General features: G+C 50.6%; 17 protein-coding genes. 7 read left to right on the forward strand and 10 right to left on the reverse strand.

Annotated features, from left to right (window positions below; all coding sequences use genetic code 11):
• Position 1 precedes the first annotated feature (1 nt).
• From ACJHW7_RS05895 to yeiP, 9 genes are all read right to left on the reverse strand, one after another.
• A complete protein-coding gene (locus ACJHW7_RS05895; protein WP_040234830.1) occupies positions 2-1,027 on the reverse strand; it encodes an ABC transporter permease in 1,026 nt (341 codons plus the stop codon).
• On the reverse strand, positions 1,027-2,121 hold the full coding sequence (locus ACJHW7_RS05900; RefSeq protein WP_000501604.1) for a microcin C ABC transporter permease YejB: 1,095 nt from the start codon (positions 2,119-2,121) through the stop codon (positions 1,027-1,029). The genes ACJHW7_RS05895 and ACJHW7_RS05900 overlap by 1 nt, the downstream gene beginning before the upstream one ends.
• Positions 2,122-3,936, reverse strand: a complete 1,815-nt coding sequence (locus ACJHW7_RS05905) for an extracellular solute-binding protein (protein ID WP_040234829.1) — start codon at positions 3,934-3,936, stop codon at positions 2,122-2,124.
• 81 nt (positions 3,937-4,017) lie between these two features.
• On the reverse strand, positions 4,018-5,574 hold the full coding sequence (locus tag ACJHW7_RS05910) for a cyclic di-GMP phosphodiesterase (RefSeq protein ID WP_040234828.1): 1,557 nt from the start codon (positions 5,572-5,574) through the stop codon (positions 4,018-4,020).
• A 180-nt stretch (positions 5,575-5,754) separates the two neighbouring features.
• Complete coding sequence (gene mepS, locus ACJHW7_RS05915) at positions 5,755-6,321, reverse strand: bifunctional murein DD-endopeptidase/murein LD-carboxypeptidase (RefSeq protein WP_000241011.1); 567 nt, start codon at positions 6,319-6,321, stop codon at positions 5,755-5,757.
• A gap of 411 nt (positions 6,322-6,732) precedes the next feature.
• Positions 6,733-7,446, reverse strand: a complete 714-nt coding sequence (gene lpxT / locus ACJHW7_RS05920) for a Kdo(2)-lipid A phosphotransferase (RefSeq protein ID WP_072847806.1) — start codon at positions 7,444-7,446, stop codon at positions 6,733-6,735.
• A 38-nt stretch (positions 7,447-7,484) separates the two neighbouring features.
• On the reverse strand, positions 7,485-8,471 hold the full coding sequence (yeiR, locus tag ACJHW7_RS05925; RefSeq protein WP_001613459.1) for a zinc-binding GTPase YeiR: 987 nt from the start codon (positions 8,469-8,471) through the stop codon (positions 7,485-7,487).
• 117 nt (positions 8,472-8,588) lie between these two features.
• The gene (locus ACJHW7_RS05930) at positions 8,589-10,055 is read right to left on the reverse strand and encodes a mannitol dehydrogenase family protein (RefSeq protein WP_040234826.1); all 1,467 of its coding nucleotides are present in this window, start codon (positions 10,053-10,055) and stop codon (positions 8,589-8,591) included.
• A gap of 221 nt (positions 10,056-10,276) precedes the next feature.
• Complete coding sequence (yeiP, locus tag ACJHW7_RS05935; protein WP_001136827.1) at positions 10,277-10,849, reverse strand: elongation factor P-like protein YeiP; 573 nt, start codon at positions 10,847-10,849, stop codon at positions 10,277-10,279.
• Between the two features lie 154 nt (positions 10,850-11,003).
• On the opposite strand from yeiP, the gene ACJHW7_RS05940 reads away from it, so the two are divergent.
• On the forward strand, positions 11,004-11,258 hold the full coding sequence (locus tag ACJHW7_RS05940) for a YkgJ family cysteine cluster protein (protein WP_000389030.1): 255 nt from the start codon (positions 11,004-11,006) through the stop codon (positions 11,256-11,258).
• Here the strand turns inward: ACJHW7_RS05940 and setB are convergent.
• Positions 11,255-12,436 carry a sugar efflux transporter SetB gene (gene setB, locus ACJHW7_RS05945; RefSeq protein WP_072847805.1) on the reverse strand — a complete coding sequence of 394 codons (1,182 nt, stop codon included), beginning with the start codon at positions 12,434-12,436 and terminating at the stop codon, positions 11,255-11,257. The genes ACJHW7_RS05940 and setB overlap by 4 nt on opposite strands.
• A 367-nt stretch (positions 12,437-12,803) precedes the next feature.
• Between setB and fruB the strand changes: the two genes are divergently transcribed.
• The 6 genes from fruB to ACJHW7_RS05975 all read left to right on the forward strand — a co-directional run bounded on the left by fruB (position 12,804) and on the right by ACJHW7_RS05975 (position 20,215).
• Positions 12,804-13,934 (forward strand): fused PTS fructose transporter subunit IIA/HPr protein, encoded by a 1,131-nt coding sequence (gene fruB / locus ACJHW7_RS05950; RefSeq protein ID WP_040234824.1) that lies wholly within the window; start codon positions 12,804-12,806, stop codon positions 13,932-13,934.
• Positions 13,934-14,872, forward strand: coding sequence for a 1-phosphofructokinase (gene fruK, locus ACJHW7_RS05955; protein ID WP_000091263.1), 939 nt, complete (start codon positions 13,934-13,936; stop codon positions 14,870-14,872). The genes fruB and fruK overlap by 1 nt, the downstream gene beginning before the upstream one ends.
• Positions 14,873-14,888: 16 nt before the next feature.
• A complete protein-coding gene (fruA, locus tag ACJHW7_RS05960) occupies positions 14,889-16,580 on the forward strand; it encodes a PTS fructose transporter subunit IIBC (RefSeq protein ID WP_000854439.1) in 1,692 nt (563 codons plus the stop codon).
• Positions 16,581-17,003: 423 nt separating this feature from the next.
• Positions 17,004-17,945 (forward strand): pseudouridine kinase, encoded by a 942-nt coding sequence (locus ACJHW7_RS05965; RefSeq protein WP_001208138.1) that lies wholly within the window; start codon positions 17,004-17,006, stop codon positions 17,943-17,945.
• Complete coding sequence (gene psuG / locus ACJHW7_RS05970; RefSeq protein WP_001292454.1) at positions 17,933-18,871, forward strand: pseudouridine-5'-phosphate glycosidase; 939 nt, start codon at positions 17,933-17,935, stop codon at positions 18,869-18,871. Before ACJHW7_RS05965 ends, psuG begins: the two co-directional genes overlap by 13 nt.
• A 93-nt stretch (positions 18,872-18,964) precedes the next feature.
• The gene (locus ACJHW7_RS05975; protein ID WP_001389701.1) at positions 18,965-20,215 is read left to right on the forward strand and encodes a NupC/NupG family nucleoside CNT transporter; all 1,251 of its coding nucleotides are present in this window, start codon (positions 18,965-18,967) and stop codon (positions 20,213-20,215) included.
• Positions 20,216-20,266 lie beyond the last annotated feature (51 nt).

Raw genomic sequence — 20,266 nt, forward strand, 5'->3', positions numbered from 1 at the left:
GCTACACCGCCTTATTAGGATCAAATGCGTCGCGGACGGCTTCACCAATAAAGATCAGCAAAGACAACAATATCGCCACCGACAAGAAGGCGGTGATCCCAAGCCAAGGGGCCTGAAGGTTATTTTTCCCTTGTAACAGCAGTTCGCCGAGTGACGGTGAACCGAGCGGCAGACCGAAGCCGAGGAAATCGAGCGAGGTCAGGGTGGTTATCGAACTACATAAAATAAACGGTAAAAAGGTGAGGGTCGCGACCATGGCATTAGGCAACATATGACGCAGGATGATACTGCGATCGCTGACGCCAAGCGCCTGTGCCGCACGAATGTAGTCGAAATTACGAGTACGTAAAAACTCCGCCCGCACCACGCCGACCAGACTCATCCAGCCAAACAAGACAGTAATTGCCAGCAGCCACCAGAAGTCAGGCTGTACGACGCTGGAAAGTAAAATAATCAAAAACAGCGTCGGCATCCCCGACCATACTTCAATAAAGCGTTGCCCCCAGAGATCGACTTTACCGCCGTAATAGCCTTGTAGCGCCCCCGCCAGCACGCCCATCACGCTGGAACAGAGAGTCAGCATCAGGCCAAACAGAACCGAGATCCGCGTGCCATAGAGAATACGTGCCAGCACATCGCCGCCGTTGGCATCCGTTCCCAGCCAGTTTTGCCGGGAGGGTGGAGAAGGGAAGGGCTTATCGGTAGCAAAGTTGATACTGGTAGCACCAAAGCGAATCGGTGCCCACAGTACCCAGCCATTATTTTCCAGCCGTTGTTTCAGCCACGGGTCCTGATAATCAGCCTGACTTGCCAGCGGGCCGCCAAAATCGCTTTCGCTGTAGTTTTTCAACAACGGGAAATACCAACTGCCGTCATAACGCACCAGCAACGGTTTATCGTTGGCGATAAGTTCAGAACACAAACTCAAACCAAACAAAACGAGGAAAATCCATAACGACCAGTAGCCGCGACGGTTATGGCGAAAACGCGCCCAACGGGCCTGATTGACGGGGCTGAGTCGCGACATTAACGTCCCTCAAAATCTATACGCGGATCGACCAGCGTATAGCTGATATCACTGACAATATTCAGCAGCAGGCCAATCAGGGTGAAAATATACAAGGTACCAAACATTACAGGATAATCGCGCGAGACGGTCGCTTCGTAGCCCAGTAAGCCAAGACCATTGAGTGAAAACATCACCTCAATCAGCAGCGAGCCGGTAAAAAACATGCTGATAAACGTCGCCGGAAAACCGGCAATCACCAGCAGCATGGCGTTGCGGAACACATGTTTCCAGAGAATATTTTTTTCACTTACCCCTTTCGCACGCGCGGTCACCACGTATTGCTTGCGCACTTCATCAAGGAATGAGTTTTTGGTCAGCATGGTCAGCGCCGCAAAGCCACCAATCACTGTCGCCAGCACCGGCAGCGTGATATGCCACAGATAATCGGTGATTTTCTGATACCACGGCAGCGAATCAAAGTTAGCGGAAACCAGGCCGCGTAGAGGGAACAGATCGAAATAGCTGCCGCCTGCGAAGAAGACAATCAGCAGGATGGCAAACAAAAAGGCCGGAATGGCGTAGCCGATGATGATAAATGCGCTACTCCAGACGTCAAAGCGGCTCCCATTATAAACAGCTTTGCGAATGCCTAACGGAATCGACACCAGATAGATAATCAGCGTGCTCCACAATCCGAGGGTGATGGAAACCGGTAGACTGTCTTTAATCAGCGTCAGCACCGAGGCGCTGCGAAACAGGCTATCGCCAAAATCAAAGCGGATGTAGTCCCAGAGCATTTTGAAGTAACGTTCGTGGATCGGCTTATCGAAACCGTAGCGATGAGTGATCTCAGCGATCACTTCTGGATCTAATCCGCGTCCGCCACGGTAATTACTGTCGCTGATATTGCCGACACCCGTTTGCGCATGGCTGGCACGAACACCTTCACCGCCTGCGCCGGGTAATACTCCGGCATTACCAAACTCAATGGCGGCGATGGCCTGGTCGACCGGACCGCCAGGCGCAATTTGCACGATGAAAAAGTTGATGGTGATAATCGCCCATAATGTTGGGATCACCAGCAACAGACGGCGAATCAGGTAAGCGCCCATCTACTCTTCCTGTTGTCTGGCTGACGGCAGTTTGGCCGCTTTATTAACGTCATACCACCAGGTATCGATACCCAGGCTGTAAACAGGGCGCACAGCAGGTTGGGAGAATTTATCCCACCAGGCGAGACGGTCTTCCGCCATGTACCACATTGGCAGCATGTAATAATTCCACGTTAATACGCGATCCAGTGCTCGCCCTAACGGCAGTAATTTTTCTTTATTTCCCTGCGCGGCAATAATTTGGTTGATCAGCGAGTCGATAACCGGGCTTTGCACGCCGGGGGCATTATAAGTGGAATTGATATATTCCGATGACCAGGAAATCTGTAAATCGGAACTGGGCCACGGCATCGCCCGCCATAGGCGCGGCATCATGTCATAGTCGCGACTGCGCATGCGGTTAGTGATTTGCGAGTTATCCACCTTGCGAATGTCCATGTTGATACCCAGCCGTTGCAGGCTGTGCTGGAACGGCAATACCCACTGACTATTGCTGCTTGCGGGAAGCAATAATTCAAAGCTGAGTGGCTGACCCGTTGTGGCATTAACGCGTTGCTGACCCTTCAGCACCCAGCCCGCTTCGTTGAGAAGTTTGTCGGCTTTTAACAGGTTGTCACGATCGTAGCCATCGCCTTTAGATACCGGCGGCTGGTAGATTTGTGTGAAGACTTCTGACGGTAGATCTTTTTTCATTAGTGCCAGAAGCACCAGCTCCGCGGCGTCGGGGTAATTTCTGGCCGCGTATTCGGTATTCTGAAAATAACTGTTCGTGCGACTCCAGGCATTGTAAAACAACGCCTTGTTCATCCATTCAAAGTCAAAGGCGAGGGTGATTGCTTCCCGGACCCGGCGATCGCTGAATACCGGACGTTGGATATTAAACGCCAGCCAGCGCGTATCCTGGGCTGATTCGTTCTTTTGCTCATCTTTGATGATGTATTTTTTATCGAAATTTTTACCGGTATAACGCGTGGCCCAGTTTTTAGCGTCGTTTTCCATACGCAAATCAAAGGCACCTGCTTTAAACGCTTCAAAGGCGACGTTATCATCGAGGTAATAATCGTAGCGAATGGTGTCGAAATTCCAGCGTCCACGGTTTACCGGTAAGTTTGCTGCCCAGTAATCTTTCACGCGGGAATAGACAATATTTTGCCCCATTTTCCAGGACGTAATGCGGTACGGACCACTGGCAAGCGGAGGCGTGGCGAGCGGATCGCTAAGTTTGTGATCCTTCCAGTACTTTTCTGGAAATACCGGCAGCGAAAACAGACTCAACATATCTTCTTTGCCGGGTTTAGCTAACTCAATGCGCACGGTTAACGGCGCAATGGCTTTGACGGTGGTGCCTTTGTAGACCAGACGAAATTGCGGCACGCCTTCGGTCATAAATTTTTGAAAAGTAAACTCTACATCGCGGGCAGTAATGGGCGAACCATCATGAAAACGGGCGCGCGGATTAATAGCGACCTCCACCCAGGAATAATCGTCAGCATAGCGTGCACTTTCAGCAATCAGCGGGTAATAACTGCCTGGTTCGTCATCGGAAGTCGTAAATAGCGTGTCGTACAACTGCTCGGTGCGTGCGCCCGGGTTGCCGCGCAGTGCATAGCGGTTGAAATTATCGAAGGTGCCGAGGGCTGACAACGTTATCTGCCCACCTTTTGGCGCGGCGGGGTTCACATAATCAAAATGGTTGAAATTAAACGCGTACCGGGGTTCGCCCAGCACGGCAAAGGCATAGCTTTCCTTGATAGCCTGCGCCTGCGCACCAAAGGTGAACAGAGCGATAAACAGCAGCAGTATGCGCACAATCATCTGCAACGGATTTCCTTTTACTCATCATTAGCCGCAATCCGGCATGCTTTCACTATGAATAATAAGGGACGTAAGCACACCTTACCACTGCGGCGTATACGGTTTCTTCAGCCAGCGGACAAAATCGTCCAGCGGTAACGGGCGACTAATCCAGTAGCCTTGCATGAAATTAACGCCGCGTTCGCTTAGCCATCGCGCCTGTTCCGGCGTTTCGACCCCTTCAGCAACCGTCAGCATATTGAGGCGTTTCGCCAGCGTCAGCACCGCGTCAAGTACGGGTGAAGTGATCGTTTCCGTACCGATGGCGTTGATAAATCCACGGTCAATTTTCAGATAATCGAGCGTAAAACGCTCAAGATAGATAAGCGCGCTGTGCCCGGTGCCGAAGTCATCAATAGCAATTTCTATGCCGACCGAGTGCAGCCAGGCGAAGAGTTTTGTGGCTTCTTGCTCTTTCAGCATATCGCGCTCGGTAATTTCCAGCACAATCTGGAAATGGTGTGCGGGTAGGGAGGTGAGCAGTTTCTGGATATCTGCTTTAAAGCTTTCGCTGTGCAGATGGTCCGGCGCAATGTTAATGCCAAATTTGACGCCTACCGGCAGCACTTTTTCTAATTCTGCGGCATCGCGGGCAATTAACTCAAACAGGTGCTGAGTCAGCGGTACAATCATCTTTTGCGATTCGGCAAAGTTAATGAAGGCATCCGGGGGAATTTCTCCCGCGACAGGATGCCGCCAGCGTAGCAGTACTTCCAGGCCCGTTACTCGCAAAGCTTGTGTATCCACCACCGGTTGATACGCCACGTAAAATTGTTCGCGCTTGATGGCGGTCATGATTTCTCTGCCGGGGCGCATACGTACGCTCATCAGGTAATAGCAGAGCAGGCCAACGACAGTTCCACTCATGCCGCCCAGTAAAAATGCGTACCACACATCGTTCCATGTCCAGTCATCTGCATAAAGCCGAACGGTCAGAGGAATGCCCGCAATTTTAGTTTCACGGACTGGCATGTCGGTTAATTCGTTAACGTTCATCAAACGTGAAGAAAAGGTAGATAGCGCAGTATTGCCAATAATGAGGGCGACGCCATCGTAATCTTCCTGCCGTGAACTATAAAAGAGTGAAGGCGTCAGGTTGAGATTCAGAGCGGCAAAGACGCCGCTATTTTTCAGCAAAGGGTTGCGATACCAGATGACGATTGCGGGTTTGTTCGGCACCATCGGCGTGCCGGGTAAGATCGCCATATCGACATTTTTATTAATGTCGAGCGCCGGAATCAATTCATTGAGTGGAATGTCCATCTCACCGGTCGCAGATGAACAGAATGTTTTTTTATCTTTCACCAGCACAAACGTTCGGACATTCATGCTAAACGCCGCGCGGGCGGTCAGTTCGGGGTTAGCTTGCTGGCAGGTATCTAAGGTCAGCGGCTGGAGCCGGTCAGTAGTGGATTTCAGGTCGGCAAAATAGGTATCGAGATACTTTTGTACGTCGGTAATCAGTGTGTCGTATTTGACTTCGTGCTTATGCCAGGCCACTAAAAACTGAAGGCAACTCACCAGTATCGCAATCATTACGCCTGCAACAATGCAGGTAAGCAGGAGCTTACGTCCAGAATTGGGAGCGCGTATGAACATGATTCCGTTAATTTCCTGAAATTACGACAACATTTAAAAGATAACAATGACCGGACTATAGCCTGGATCAAGACGCGGAAACATCATTTTCTCTGATGAATGAAAACAAAAAAGCACTGCCTAAGCAGTGCTTTCAGTTAACTCGTCAGGATAGCCAAGGGATTGCATCCAAACGGTTTATTAGCTGCGGCTGAGAACCCGGCGTGCTTCGTTGTAACGCTTCTTCCAGTACGGTTCATTCATGCTGGAAATAATAACACCACTGCTGGTGGAAGCATGGACAAACTGATTGTTGCCGATATAAATACCGACATGGCGTCCCGTTGAACCGGCACGGAACAGAACTAAATCACCCGTACGCAAATTACTGCGGGAAACAGATTTACCCATTTCCTGCTGTTCGTAAGTCGAACGCGGAAGTTCTAAGCCAAATTGCTCACGGAATGTACGCTGTACGAAACCAGAACAATCGATACCTTTTTTAGTGCTGCCGCCCAGACGATAACGTACGCCTTTCCAGTCAGCATACTGATCCATAATTCGCGATTTTACGTCGACATTACGAACCAGGTTTTCAAATTCATCCTGAGAAGCTTGCAGTGATGATGTTTCACTACCCACTGCACGTGTCTCAGGATGCATATTCTTTGCGGTGTTATTTGCACTACATGCAGAAAGCAGAACCGCTACTGCAATCGCGGGGATCCCGCGCAAGATATATCTCAAAATCGGTTGAGATTTGACCATGTTGTTTGTTTTCCCTTGAAGTCCTTAACGACAAATATCGTTATAAAAAAATGCCAAGCGACACGAGACTAATTACCTGGGCATGTTGAAACAATTCCTTAAGGCCAAATCTGTGGACTAACGCACAAAATTATATGCTGTGAGGATAATCTACCGCCGAGGCAAAACGAGTTCGAGATTACCCGATTGGTGCGGTCTTGGCGAGCGGTTTTACATGATTTTTTATAAGAAAAAGTGATACAGAAAGTTAATAAGCGGGATTGCTCAATTAAAGTACGATTGAGTGAAACGCATGCAATCCATTCATTTACTTAGAGAATGATTTTTGCTTTCGATGCATGAAAGCACGGTGCGCATCATCAGGATTATCCTCACTATAAAAATAAACCTGATGATGTTAATTACTGTGAGTTATTTGTTTTGGAAATGTTTGTTTTTTCCCGGTAGTGATTTGTCAAAAAAGGTGATTAATCGATCACTTAATGGCGTCAGCAACACCCAGGGCAAACCGATCAATATCACGGTCATCGAACCGACAATGATGTCAGTAAACCAGTGTGCGCCAATCATTACTCTGGGAAACGCAAAAATCACAAAAATAATAAGGGCGATAAGACCTGCAACTTTGCCGAAATAACGCCACATGAATGCCGAAAAAATAAGCAGCATCATGCCGTGATCGCCGGGAAAGCTATCTCGTGAGGCATCTTTCGTGGGGACAGAAAGCAGTTCGCTGACGCGGTTAATATCGGTAAAAGTCAATGTTGGGCTGGCCCGTTTTACAGGAATTAATGCCTGACCCAGCTGGTTTAATACCACTGCAGTTAATAGCATGACCAGACCAATAATCACGATACGTCGTCTGCCTGGGGCGTTTTCTTTCAGCCAGAAACTCAGCATCAACATTCCCATCGCCAGCAGTGAACAACCGTCGAAAGCGCGATTGTTGGTCAATGCAACCAGCCACAAAAAGGCCTTACTTTCGACCAGTTTCTGATTAAAGAAATAAAAAATATCCGCATCAATCGGCAACCAGAATCCATGATTAACGGGAATATACCAGGAAAGAAACAGCGCGAGGCCGACAATATTCAACAACACTATTTGCGGCAAATTTTTAATCATATTTTCTCTAATTATCTTACTGAAAAACGCAGGCAACCTTACGCGGTAGTCGCTAAACGAAGCTTCAACAGCGCGCTCTGCAAGGCATTCCAGTCAGCTTCGCTGCTGGAAATCAGCTCAATACGGCTGTCCGGTGGCGCAACGTTTTGCGTTTCAATGTGCAGGTCATCGCCCTGACGGTTGATTCGCACCAGCCCTTCGGGAATACGCAGCACGCCTTTGACGCGTTCCACCGGTGCAAGTCGCGCCCATTCCAGAATGCCAATGGTGTCGAATACCGTATCAGCGTCGAATATCCAGCCGCAGGCCTGATGTCCTTGTCCACTGTTCAGACTGCGACGCCAGCGTTGATGCTCTGGCAGGCTTAACGCTGCTAACCCTTTTTTCACGACATGCTGATGAGAATGCGCGGCGCTGGCGGGCAACTCGGCTAAATTGCGACGCGGCAAATCCAGAAGATGACCGTCAACTTTCCCATGCTCACTGTGAATTAATTGTCGATCGCCACCATTTTGCTGCCACCAACGCTGTAGCGCTTGCTCACTTTCGGGCGTCGCACGGTCGGATTTATTGGCGACAATGATGTCTGCGGCAGCCAGCTGGTCACGGAAGTTTTCATTGCTGGCGCTTTTTTCGTCCAGCAGCAGGCGTGGATCGAGAATGCACAACGTGGCGCGCAGATCTATCCACGGTTCATAGACTGGTGCGGTTAAGAGATCGAGGATCTGTTTCGGATGGCCCAGCCCGGTCGGCTCTATCAACAAGCGGTCTGGTTTTCCCTGACGCAGTAAGGTATTCAACCCTACCTGCATGGGTAAACCATTAACGCAGCACATGCAGCCGCCGGGGATCTCTTTCAGCAATGCGCCGCTGTCGGCGAGCAAAGCACCATCAATTCCGACTTCCCCAAATTCATTAACCAGTACCGCCCATTTTTCGTTGGGATCTTTATGGGCTAACAGATGAAGAATCGACGTGGTTTTCCCGCTGCCGAGAAAACCGGTGATGAGGTTGGTCCTGGTCACAACGGCTCCGCAATACTCTGGTAAGTTAACTGAGCGTTAATCCTGGCTAAAAAAGGCAGAAAAGAGAAGGGGAGAGCGGACGAAGGTGAGCTTCATCCGCTTTAACCGCAGAAATCGTTAAATTTTGAGGGTGTTTAATAGCGCCTGATGTGCGCCGAATTGTACGATTTGTTGCCAGGCTTGTTCGATGGCCTGCACAAAATGCGGGTTATCTGGCAGATCATCACCGAAAACTTCACGCAGGGAAAGCAGGGCGGTGACGCGTTGTTCACTGCTGCTGCCCGCAACAAGTTCGCGAATTTTATCGCTAAGCGGATCGCGAACATCAATGGCATTTCCGGCATCATCAACGCCGCTGACGTAACGCATCCAGCCTGCAACGCCTAATGCCAGCAACGACCAGTCCGTTTCGCGCCCCAGATGTATGCGAATACCTGCCAGCATGCGTTGCGGTAATTTCTGGCTGCCATCCATCGCGATTTGCCAGGTCTTATGTTTCAGCGCCGGATTAGCAAAACGTGCAATTAACTTATCCGCATATTGTGTTAAATCGACATCTTTAATCCGCAGTGTCGGCGCTTGCTCATCCAGCATTAATGTTCTGGCGGCATGGCGAAATGCGCGATCCTGCATGCAATCACTGATATGGGCGAATCCTGAGAGGTAACCCAGATAAGCGAGAAAAGAGTGGCTGCCATTAAGCATCCGCAGTTTCATCTCTTCCCATGGCAGGACATCATTCACCATTTGTACACCTGCGACTTCCCAGGCAGGACGCCCAGCGACGAAGTTATCTTCCACCACCCACTGGATAAACGGTTCGCAGCTAATCGCGCAGGGATCATTCACCCCCAGATGCTGGCTGATTTCCGCCAGTGATTCGTTGGTTGCTGCCGGAACAATGCGGTCGACCATAGTTCCCGGAAAACTGACGTGCTCTTTTATCCACCCGGCGAGTTCTGGCGAACGTTTTTCTGCCATTCCCAGCACCGCGTTTTTCACCACATGGCCATTGTCGGGAATATTGTCACAGGAGAGCACGGTAAACGGTGTAAGGCCGCGCTCACGGCGGCGTTTCAGTGCTTCGACGAGAATACCCGGTGCGGAGTGAGGTTCTTCAGGGGTTTGTAGATCGTGAATAATCCGCGGATTGCTGGTGTCGAGTGCACCGGTGGCCGGGTCAATACAATAGCCTTTTTCGGTAATCGTCAGGGAAACAATTGCCACCTGTGGCTCGCAAAATTTCTCAATAATTGCCGCTAAGGAATCCAGTTTTGCATTCAGGCATTCGTGAACGGCACCGACAATTATCGCCTGATTGCCGTCCGCCCCTTTCTCCAGCACGGTGTATAAATGGTTCTGTGCGCGGAGCTGGCTCATCAGTTGATCACCGCTGAACAAGCTGATTTCACAGATCCCCCAGTCACCGCCCTGGGCATTCAGCACACGATCGGTCAGTAACGCCTGATGTGCGCGGTGAAAGGCTCCAAAGCCAAAATGAACGATACGTGATTGCAACTGCTGGCGATCGTAGCGTGGAGCGTGTACATGATGCGGGAGCGTAACGGAGGCGATTGTATTCATAGGAGTCACGTCTTAGTAACGATTAATTAACAATGACAGTGTAAAGTTATATGACAGCAATTGAAATTGGTCTGGATTGTTAATGCGATGAAGTGTGAGGGCGATCAATCAACGAGTGAAAATTGAGGGCGTAAGGTGTTCAGGAAGCGCAAAATAGAAGATTGGTATAATAAATAAAAAAGGGACAGCCTGAGCTATCCCTTTTCTGCATGCGGCTGAAGTTAGTCAGCACGCCCCATATAACGGCGTTCTTCGATATGGATACGAATTTTTTCGCCCGGGCTTAAGTATTCTGGTACCTGAATCACCAGACCAGTGCTCAATGTCGCCGGTTTGTTACGGGCGCTGGCAGATGCCCCTTTGATGCCTGGTGCGGTTTCAACGATTTCCAGATCAACGGTCTGCGGCAGCTCAAGCGCCAGCAGTTGACCGTCCCAGGTCAGCACCTGCATGTCCGGCATGCCGCCTTCTGGCATAAACAGCAACTCTTCTTCAATCTGATCTTTGGTGAAGGTATACGGGGTATAGTCTTCTTTATCCATAAAGACATATTCGTTACCATCGACATAGGAGAAGTCAACGTAACGGCGGGTCAGCGTCACGGTGTCAACGATATCATCACCTTTGAAACGCTCTTCTACTTTCAGCCCGGTACGGACATCAGAAAAACGCATTTTGTACAGCGTAGCGGCACCGCGGGCAGTGGGCGACTGAATATCAATGTCCTTAACCAGCAGCAGTTTGCCGTTGTAATTCAGTACCATACCTTTTTTAATTTCGTTCGCTCTTGGCATCGAAAAATTCCTGTAGTCGAAAATGTCAAAAATATCGCGACAAAGTACTCGCGACGGGCCTTTCGGGCAAGTGGTATTCGCACTTTTGCTGGTGCAAAAAAGGTGGTACTGTGCGCGCTCATCAATCCGGTGGTTAACCTTAAGAGAACAACGTATGGAATGCCGTCCGGGTTGCGGGGCGTGTTGCACTGCCCCTTCAATTTCCAGCCCTATTCCCGGTATGCCAGATGGCAAGCCCGCCAATACGCCCTGCATTCAGCTTGATGAACAGCAACGCTGTAAAATTTTCACCTCGCCACTGCGGCCGAAAGTCTGTGCAGGCTTACAAGCCAGCGCTGAAATGTGCGGTAACTCGCGTCAGCAGGCAATGACCTGGCTTATCGATCTGGAAATGCTGACCGCGCCTTAAACATCTTTAATCCGCAGTAAGCAAAACAGAGTGGCGATAATCATCACCATCGCAAACCAGAACACAGCGTGATAATTCCAGATCTCGGCGACGATGCCCGCCACTGATCCTGCGATGATCCAGCCCACGCGCGACGTGTTGGTATAGAGCGTGGTGGCTGAACCTGCCTGACCGGGCATCAAATCCTGAAAATAGAGCATCCCGATGCCGCCCAGAATGCCAATAAAAATAGCATTTAGCAGCTGCAAGCCCAACAGAATGGCAGGTGAATGCGCCATCAGCATTCCTGCGTAAAAACAGACGCCACCCACGGCAGCAACGCGCATTAAGAAACGCTTACCCAGACGTTTGGCAAAATATCCGGCAATCAACATCGTCGGGATTTCCAGCCCGGCGGCGGTCCCCATCATTACGCCTGCCAGTTTCTCGGGAAGATGCAGTTCGTTGATTATAAATAGCGGCATGTTGATGATGTACAGACTGTTCGAGCCCCACATCAATGTACAAATGACAAACAGCAGCAGCGTATCGCGACGGTTACGGCGCGGCGCTTCAAGCGTGCCGGTCGCTAGCGGAAGCTCTTTTTGCATCGACGGTAAAAACAGCCACACCATCACGCCGCAAACAATAAACGCTACCGCTGCGCTCAGATACATTACCGTAAAGCTAAAACCCATCGCTAAGGCATAAGCCAGCGGCGGGCCAATGACCCATGCCAGTGAAACCTGAGCGCGTAAAAAAGAGCTGAACATCACCGCTTCACGTCCGGTTTTGTCGGCATGTTCACGGGCAAGGGCAAACATTTGCGGGTTAGCGGTCGAGCCAAAGCTGCTAAGAAAGACGCCAACGAATAGCAACACAAAGTAGTTGCGATTCCAGGCAAAAAGGGTGCAGGCCAGCACGCCTAACAGGCAGCAAAAGACAATCAGCGATTTGCGATCGCCGCGCTTATCAGAGCACCCGGCGAGAAACTGACTTACCAGAATCCCAATGACAGCGCTGCCGGTAAAGAAGAATCCCACCATCGCCGGACGGGCATGTACTTCATCGGTAAGAAAAATACTGAGTGTCGGGGTTTGCAGAGCGCCCGCAATACCGGTGAGAAAGGCAACGATTAAAAACGCCGTCGAGGTCAGGTCAAACGATTTCGCGCTGGAGACTGCGGGGGAGTTATGCATGCTGGTCGATCACTGGAAGAGGAAGACGCGGAGTTTACGCTGCTTGTCAGAAAATAAACAGACAGCGAAATCAAAAGCGCCACGAATAATCAAAATGCCATTTCACTGTTGCTGATTGGCTGCTGACGCTGCTGAAATGACATTGCTGATAACGGATTTTCCCGTCAGCAATTAGGAAAAATGACAAAAAATTGTGCAGCACATCAAACTTTTGCTCATAACTTTACGGCTTTCCTTGCGTGCTGAAACAGAAGTATTATGCTTTCTTGAAACGTTTCAGCGCGATCTTGTCTTTAACCCTAAGCCAGGTTGGCGCTTTTTTTCTCATAGAAGCTGAATCGTTTCAATTCAGCAAGAGAGGAGAACTATGTTCCAGTTATCCGTACAGGACATCCATCCGGGCGAAAAGGCCGGAGACAAAGAAGAGGCGATTCGCCAGGTCGCTGCGGCGCTGGTGCAGGCCGGTAATGTAGCAGAAGGCTACGTCAATGGCATGCTGGCGCGCGAACAGCAAACCTCAACGTTCCTCGGCAATGGTATTGCTATTCCACACGGCACTACCGACACCCGCGATCAGGTGCTGAAAACCGGCGTTCAGGTATTTCAGTTCCCGGAAGGCGTCACCTGGGGTGACGGTCAGGTAGCGTACGTAGCGATCGGTATTGCTGCCAGCTCGGATGAGCATCTGGGCCTGCTACGCCAGCTGACCCACGTACTGAGCGATGATTCCGTTGCTGAACAACTGAAGTCAGCAACAACAGCAGAAGAACTTCGCGCATTGCTGATGGGCGAAAAGCAGAGTGAGCAGCTGAAGCTCGACAACGAAATGCTGACGCTGGATATCGTCGCCAGCGATCTGCTGACTCTTCAGGCGCTGAACGCTGCGCGTCTGAAAGAGGCGGGGGCAGTTGACGCCACTTTCGTCACCAAAGCCATCAATGAACAACCGCTGAATCTCGGACAGGGTATCTGGCTGAGCGATAGCGCCGAAGGCAATCTGCGTAGCGCGATTGCGGTAAGCCGTGCGGCAAATGCTTTTTATGTGGACGGCGAAACGGCAGCCATGCTGGTGAGTGTGGCGATGAATGACGATCAGCCCATTGCGGTTCTTAAGCGTCTCGCTGATTTGTTGCTCGACAATAAAGCTGACCGCTTGCTGAAAGCGGATGCGGCAACGTTGCTGGCGCTGCTGACCAGCGATGATGCGCCGACCGACGACGTGTTAAGCGCGGAGTTTGTGGTGCGCAATGAACACGGCCTGCATGCTCGTCCAGGTACCATGCTGGTCAACACCATTAAACAATTTAGCAGTGATATTACCGTGACAAACCTTGATGGCACCGGCAAACCGGCAAACGGACGTAGTCTGATGAAAGTTGTGGCACTTGGCGTTAAGAAAGGTCATCGCCTACGCTTTACCGCCCAGGGTGCAGATGCTGAACAGGCGCTGAAAGCAATCGGCGACGCTATCGCTGCTGGTCTTGGGGAGGGCGCATAATGAGCAGACGTGTTGCTACTATCACCCTTAATCCGGCTTATGACCTTGTTGGTTTCTGCCCGGAAATTGAACGCGGCGAAGTGAACCTGGTGAAAACCACCGGTCTGCATGCGGCGGGTAAAGGCATCAACGTGGCCAAAGTATTAAAAGACCTGGGAATTGATGTCACCGTTGGCGGCTTCCTGGGTAAAGACAATCAGGATGGTTTTCAGCAACTGTTCAGCGAGCTGGGCATTGCCAACCGTTTCCAGGTTGTACAGGGGCGCACCCGAATTAACGTTAAGCTGACGGAAAAAGACGGCGAAGTGACCGACTTCAACTTCTCGGGTTTTGAAGTCACTCCCGCCGACTGGGAACGCTTTGTGACTGATTCTCTGAGCTGGCTCGGTCAGTTCGATATGGTCTGTGTCAGCGGAAGCTTACCGTCAGGCGTCAGCCCGGAAGCGTTCACCGACTGGATGACTCGCCTGCGTAGTCAGTGCCCTTGCATTATCTTTGATAGTAGCCGTGAAGCGTTAGTAGCAGGTTTGAAAGCGGCACCGTGGCTGGTGAAACCTAACCGCCGCGAGCTGGAAATCTGGGCAGGCCGTAAACTGCCTGAAATGAAAGATGTGATTGAAGCTGCGCATGCGCTGCGTGAACAAGGTATTGCGCATGTCGTTATTTCACTGGGTGCCGAAGGCGCGCTTTGGGTTAATGCCTCCGGCGAATGGATCGCCAAACCACCGTCAGTCGATGTCGTAAGCACCGTTGGCGCAGGGGATTCTATGGTTGGTGGCCTGATTTATGGCTTGCTAATGCGTGAATCCAGTGAACACACACTGCGTCTGGCGACTGCTGTTGCAGCCCTGGCGGTAAGTCAAAGCAATGTGGGTATTACCGATCGTCCGCAGTTGGCCGCAATGATGGCGCGGGTCGACTTACAACCTTTTAACTGACAGCAGGAGAGGCATAATGAAAACGCTGCTGATTATTGACGCTAATCTCGGTCAGGCACGCGCCTATATGGCGAAGACCCTGCTGGGCGCGGCGGCGCGAAAAGCAAAACTGGAAATCATCGACAATCCGAACGACGCAGAAATGGCGATTGTTCTCGGTGATTCCATCCCGAATGACAGCGCGCTGAACGGTAAAAATGTCTGGCTGGGCGATATTTCCCGGGCAGTTGCGCACCCTGAGCTGTTCCTGAGTGAAGCCAAAGGCCATGCGAAACCTTACACTGCGCCGGTCGCTGCGACAGCACCGGTTGCCGCCAGCGGTCCGAAACGCGTAGTTGCGGTGACTGCTTGCCCGACAGGCGTAGCACACACCTTTATGGCGGCTGAAGCCATTGAAACCGAAGCGAAAAAACGTGGCTGGTGGGTGAAAGTTGAAACCCGTGGTTCTGTTGGTGCGGGTAATGCAATCACCCCCGAAGAAGTAGCCGCAGCGGATCTGGTGATTGTGGCGGCAGATATCGAAGTGGATCTGGCGAAATTTGCTGGTAAACCGATGTATCGTACCTCTACCGGTCTGGCGCTGAAGAAAACCGCGCAGGAACTGGATAAAGCGGTTGCTGAAGCAACGCCGTATGAACCGGCGGGCAAAGCTCAAACGGCGACCTCTGAAGGTAAGAAAGAGAGTGCAGGCGCATACCGTCACTTGCTGACGGGCGTCTCTTACATGCTGCCGATGGTCGTTGCAGGTGGTCTGTGTATCGCGCTTTCTTTTGCTTTTGGTATCGAAGCGTTTAAAGAGCCGGGTACGTTGGCAGCGGCGCTGATGCAGATTGGTGGTGGTTCAGCCTTTGCGCTGATGGTGCCGGTACTGGCAGGTTATATTGCCTTCTCCATTGCCGATCGTCCGGGTCTCACGCCGGGTCTGATTGGCGGTATGCTGGCGGTCAGCACCGGTTCTGGCTTCATTGGCGGTATTATTGCGGGCTTCCTGGCTGGTTACATTGCGAAGTTAATCAGTACGCAACTGAAACTGCCACAGAGTATGGAGGCGCTGAAACCGATCCTGATCATTCCGCTAATTTCCAGTCTGGTGGTCGGTCTGGCGATGATCTACCTGATCGGTAAACCGGTTGCTGGCATTCTCGAAGGGTTGACTCACTGGCTGCAGACCATGGGGACTGCGAATGCGGTTCTGCTGGGGGCGATCCTCGGTGGCATGATGTGTACTGACATGGGCGGTCCGGTAAATAAAGCAGCGTACGCATTCGGTGTGGGTCTGCTGAGTACTCAAACCTATGGCCCGATGGCGGCGATTATGGCGGCAGGTATGGTGCCACCGCTGGCAATGGGTCTGGCAACAATGGTGGCGCGTCGCAAATTTGACAAAGCGCAGCAGGAAGGTGGCAAAGCCGCTCTGGTTCTTGGTCTGTGCTTTATTTCGGAAGGTGCAATTCCGTTTGCTGCTCGTGATCCGATGCGTGTGCTGCCGTGCTGTATCGTGGGTGGGGCGCTGACTGGCGCAATCTCAATGGCGATTGGTGCGAAACTGATGGCACCGCACGGTGGTCTGTTTGTTCTGCTGATCCCTGGCGCTATTACGCCGGTACTGGGTTACCTGGTAGCAATTATTGCCGGTACGCTGGTGGCGGGTTTGGCCTATGCCTTCCTGAAACGTCCGGAAGTGGACGCAGTAGCGAAAGCCGCGTAATAAAAGGTGTGTTACAGGGCAGAAATTTACTGCCCTGTATCATTGGATGAGCGCAAAGAGAATGACCGGTTTGTGAATGTAATTTTATGAATTTAAATGGTTTTATCTTTCAGTAGAAACCTGAAACGTTCATCAAACACTAAGGTTATTTCCTCAAGGGCAGATTCTTTTTTGCCCTTTTTTAGTGTTCATGTTCTGTGCATCCCGTCACAAATTCCTCGCTTTTGTAATTCAGGCATTTAATCGCATTTTGTGAGCCTGCTCAAATCTGCCCGCTTTGCCTCTCTGGCGGCAATTTACTTTACGTAAAACATGCATACTATGAGCACATGTTTAAATATGAACACATGTTTAAACCGTCTTTGCAGTATCTATATCCTTGTGGATTGACAGGGTTGGTAATTTTTTACCAGAGGACGTGCTATGCGCGAAAAGGATTATGTCGTAATTATAGGTTCGGCGAATATTGATGTCGCCGGATATTCACATGAATCATTAAATTATGCGGATTCAAATCCAGGTAAAATAAAATTTACACCTGGTGGAGTAGGGCGAAATATTGCACAAAACCTGGCGTTGCTGGGTAACAAAGCCTGGTTACTGAGCGCAGTAGGTAGTGATTTTTATGGTCAATCGCTGCTAACGCAAACCAATCAATCTGGCGTTTATGTCGATAAATGCCTGATTGTGCCGGGAGAAAATACGTCGAGTTATTTATCATTACTCGATAATACCGGTGAAATGCTGGTTGCTATAAATGACATGAATATTAGCAACGCTATTACAGCTGAATATCTCGCACAGCACCGTGAATTTATTCAGAGGGCAAAGGTCATTGTCGCGGACTGTAATATCAGTGAAGAGGCACTGGCATGGATTCTGGATAATGCTGCCAACGTACCCGTATTTGTCGATCCGGTTTCAGCGTGGAAATGTGTCAAAGTGCGCGACCGTCTAAATCAGATCCACACTCTGAAGCCAAACCGCCTTGAAGCGGAAACACTGAGTGGGATTGCGCTGTCAGGGCGTGAAGATGTGGCAAAAGTTGCTGCCTGGTTCCATCAACATGGCCTGAACCGACTGGTATTGAGCATGGGCGGCGATGGCGTTTATTACAGTGATATCAGCGGTGAAAGTGGCTGGTCTGCCCCGATCAAAACCAATGTTATTAATGTTACCGGAGCGGGCGATGCCATGATGGCGGGACTTGCTTCGTGTTGGGTAGACGGAATGCCGTTTGCCGAATCTGTTCGTTTCGCACAGGGATGTTCGTCAATGGCGCTCTCCTGTGAATACACCAATAACCCCGATTTATCGATTGCCAACGTTATATCGTTAGTGGAGAACGCAGAATGTCTGAATTAAAAATTTCCCCTGAATTATTACAAATTTCCCCGGAAGTGCAGGACGCTTTAAAAAACAAAAAACCGGTTGTGGCGCTGGAATCGACCATTATTTCTCACGGGATGCCGTTCCCACAAAATGCCCAGACCGCAATTGAAGTTGAAGAAACTATTCGTAAACAGGGCGCTGTACCTGCCACTATCGCCATTATTGGCGGCGTGATGAAAGTTGGTTTAAGCAAAGAAGAAATTGAATTACTGGGTCGTGAAGGGCATAACGTGACCAAAGTTAGTCGTCGCGATTTACCTTTTGTTGTTGCCGCCGGAAAAAATGGCGCAACCACTGTAGCTTCAACGATGATTATTGCGGCGCTTGCCGGAATTAAAGTATTTGCCACCGGGGGAATTGGTGGTGTGCATCGCGGGGCGGAACATACCTTCGATATTTCTGCCGATTTGCAAGAACTGGCAAATACTAATGTCACCGTTGTTTGTGCCGGGGCGAAATCTATTCTCGATTTAGGATTAACCACTGAGTATTTAGAAACCTTCGGTGTGCCGTTAATTGGCTATCAGACTAAAGCGCTGCCTGCGTTTTTCTGCCGTACCAGCCCGTTTGACGTCAGCATTCGTCTCGACAGCGCCAGTGAAATTGCCCGTGCAATGGCGGTGAAATGGCAAAGCGGGCTGAACGGTGGCCTCGTGGTAGCGAACCCGATCCCGGAACAGTTTGCGATGCCAGAACACACTATCAATGCGGCGATCGATCAGGCGGTAGCTGAAGCTGAAGCGCAGGGTGTTATTGGTAAAGAAAGTACGCCATTCCTGCTGGCGCGCGTTGCTGAACTGACCGGCGGTGACAGCCTGAAATCCAACATCCAACTGGTGTTCAACAACGCCATTCTGGCGAGTGAAATTGCCAAAGAATACCAGCGTCTCGCGGGTTAATTTCTGACGGGCAGAAAGCCGTCGCCCGTACTCATCAAACATACTAAAACCTGGCGCTGACGCCGGGTTTACTGGCATGAAGGGAAAATCATTATGGACATAATGAGAAGTGTTGTGGGGATGGTGGTGTTACTGGCAATAGCATTTCTGTTGTCGGTAAATAAAAAGAGCATCAGTTTGCGCACGGTTGGAGCCGCACTGCTGCTGCAAATCGCTATTGGTGGCATCATGCTCTATTTTCCGCCGGGAAAATGGGCAGTAGAACAGGCGGCATTAGGCGTTCATAAAGTGATGTCTTACAGTGATGCCGGTAGCGCCTTCATTTTTGGTTCGCTGGTCGGGCCGAAAATGGATGTCCTCTTTGACGGTGCGGGTTTTATCTTCGCCTTTCGCGTACTCCCGGCGATTATCTTCGTCACTGCGCTCATTAGTCTGCTGTACTACATTGGCGTGATGGGGCTGCTGATTCGCATCCTTGGCAGCATTTTCCAGAAAGCCCTCAACATCAGCAAAATCGAATCTTTTGTTGCGGTTACCACTATTTTCCTCGGGCAAAATGAGATCCCGGCGATCGTTAAACCGTTTATCGATCGCATGAATCGCAACGAGTTGTTTACCGCAATTTGTAGCGGGATGGCGTCCATTGCGGGTTCGATGATGATTGGTTATGCCGGAATGGGCGTACCAATTGACTACCTGTTGGCGGCATCGCTGATGGCGATCCCCGGCGGTATTTTGTTTGCACGTATTCTTAGTCCGGCAACCGAGCCTTCGCAGGTCACATTTGAAAATCTGTCGTTCAGTGAAACGCCGCCAAAAAGCTTTATCGAAGCGGCGGCGAGCGGTGCGATGACCGGGTTGAAAATCGCCGCCGGTGTGGCGACGGTGGTAATGGCGTTTGTCGCAATTATTGCGCTGATTAATGGCATTATCGGCGGAATTGGCGGCTGGTTTGGTTTTACCAATGCTTCTCTGGAAAGTATTTTTGGCTATGTGCTGGCACCGCTGGCGTGGATCATGGGTGTGGACTGGAGTGATGCCAACCTTGCGGGTAGCCTGATTGGGCAGAAACTGGCGATTAACGAATTCGTCGCTTACCTGAGTTTCTCCCCATACCTGCAAACGGGCGGCACGCTGGAAGTGAAAACCATTGCGATTATCTCCTTTGCGCTTTGTGGTTTTGCTAACTTTGGTTCTATCGGTGTTGTCGTTGGGGCATTTTCGGCTATTTCGCCAAAACGTGCACCGGAAATCGCTCAGCTTGGTTTACGGGCGCTGGCAGCAGCAACGCTTTCCAACCTGATGAGCGCGACCATTGCCGGGTTCTTTATTGGTTTAGCTTGAGTTTCATTGCCGGATGTACTCGCTTATTAAGCGTTGCATCCGGCAATCGCG

The sequence above is a fragment of the Escherichia sp. WS1152 genome (genome assembly GCF_046487665.1).
Classification (GTDB): domain Bacteria; phylum Pseudomonadota; class Gammaproteobacteria; order Enterobacterales; family Enterobacteriaceae; genus Escherichia; species Escherichia coli.

What these genes read in the sequence shown, in the direction of transcription:
- ACJHW7_RS05895 (WP_040234830.1), bottom strand. Translation starts at nt 1,027, where the DNA reads ATGTCGCGACTCAGCCCCGTCAATCAGGCCCGTTGGGCGCGTTTTCGC.
- ACJHW7_RS05900 (WP_000501604.1), bottom strand. Translation starts at nt 2,121, where the DNA reads ATGGGCGCTTACCTGATTCGCCGTCTGTTGCTGGTGATCCCAACATTA.
- ACJHW7_RS05905 (WP_040234829.1), bottom strand. Translation starts at nt 3,936, where the DNA reads ATGATTGTGCGCATACTGCTGCTGTTTATCGCTCTGTTCACCTTTGGT.
- ACJHW7_RS05910 (WP_040234828.1), bottom strand. Translation starts at nt 5,574, where the DNA reads ATGTTCATACGCGCTCCCAATTCTGGACGTAAGCTCCTGCTTACCTGC.
- mepS (WP_000241011.1), bottom strand. Translation starts at nt 6,321, where the DNA reads ATGGTCAAATCTCAACCGATTTTGAGATATATCTTGCGCGGGATCCCC.
- lpxT (WP_072847806.1), bottom strand. Translation starts at nt 7,446, where the DNA reads ATGATTAAAAATTTGCCGCAAATAGTGTTGTTGAATATTGTCGGCCTC.
- ACJHW7_RS05930 (WP_040234826.1), bottom strand. Translation starts at nt 10,055, where the DNA reads ATGAATACAATCGCCTCCGTTACGCTCCCGCATCATGTACACGCTCCA.
- yeiP (WP_001136827.1), bottom strand. Translation starts at nt 10,849, where the DNA reads ATGCCAAGAGCGAACGAAATTAAAAAAGGTATGGTACTGAATTACAAC.
- ACJHW7_RS05940 (WP_000389030.1), top strand. Translation starts at nt 11,004, where the DNA reads ATGGAATGCCGTCCGGGTTGCGGGGCGTGTTGCACTGCCCCTTCAATT.
- setB (WP_072847805.1), bottom strand. Translation starts at nt 12,436, where the DNA reads ATGCATAACTCCCCCGCAGTCTCCAGCGCGAAATCGTTTGACCTGACC.
- fruB (WP_040234824.1), top strand. Translation starts at nt 12,804, where the DNA reads ATGTTCCAGTTATCCGTACAGGACATCCATCCGGGCGAAAAGGCCGGA.
- fruK (WP_000091263.1), top strand. Translation starts at nt 13,934, where the DNA reads ATGAGCAGACGTGTTGCTACTATCACCCTTAATCCGGCTTATGACCTT.
- fruA (WP_000854439.1), top strand. Translation starts at nt 14,889, where the DNA reads ATGAAAACGCTGCTGATTATTGACGCTAATCTCGGTCAGGCACGCGCC.
- ACJHW7_RS05965 (WP_001208138.1), top strand. Translation starts at nt 17,004, where the DNA reads ATGCGCGAAAAGGATTATGTCGTAATTATAGGTTCGGCGAATATTGAT.
- psuG (WP_001292454.1), top strand. Translation starts at nt 17,933, where the DNA reads ATGTCTGAATTAAAAATTTCCCCTGAATTATTACAAATTTCCCCGGAA.
- ACJHW7_RS05975 (WP_001389701.1), top strand. Translation starts at nt 18,965, where the DNA reads ATGGACATAATGAGAAGTGTTGTGGGGATGGTGGTGTTACTGGCAATA.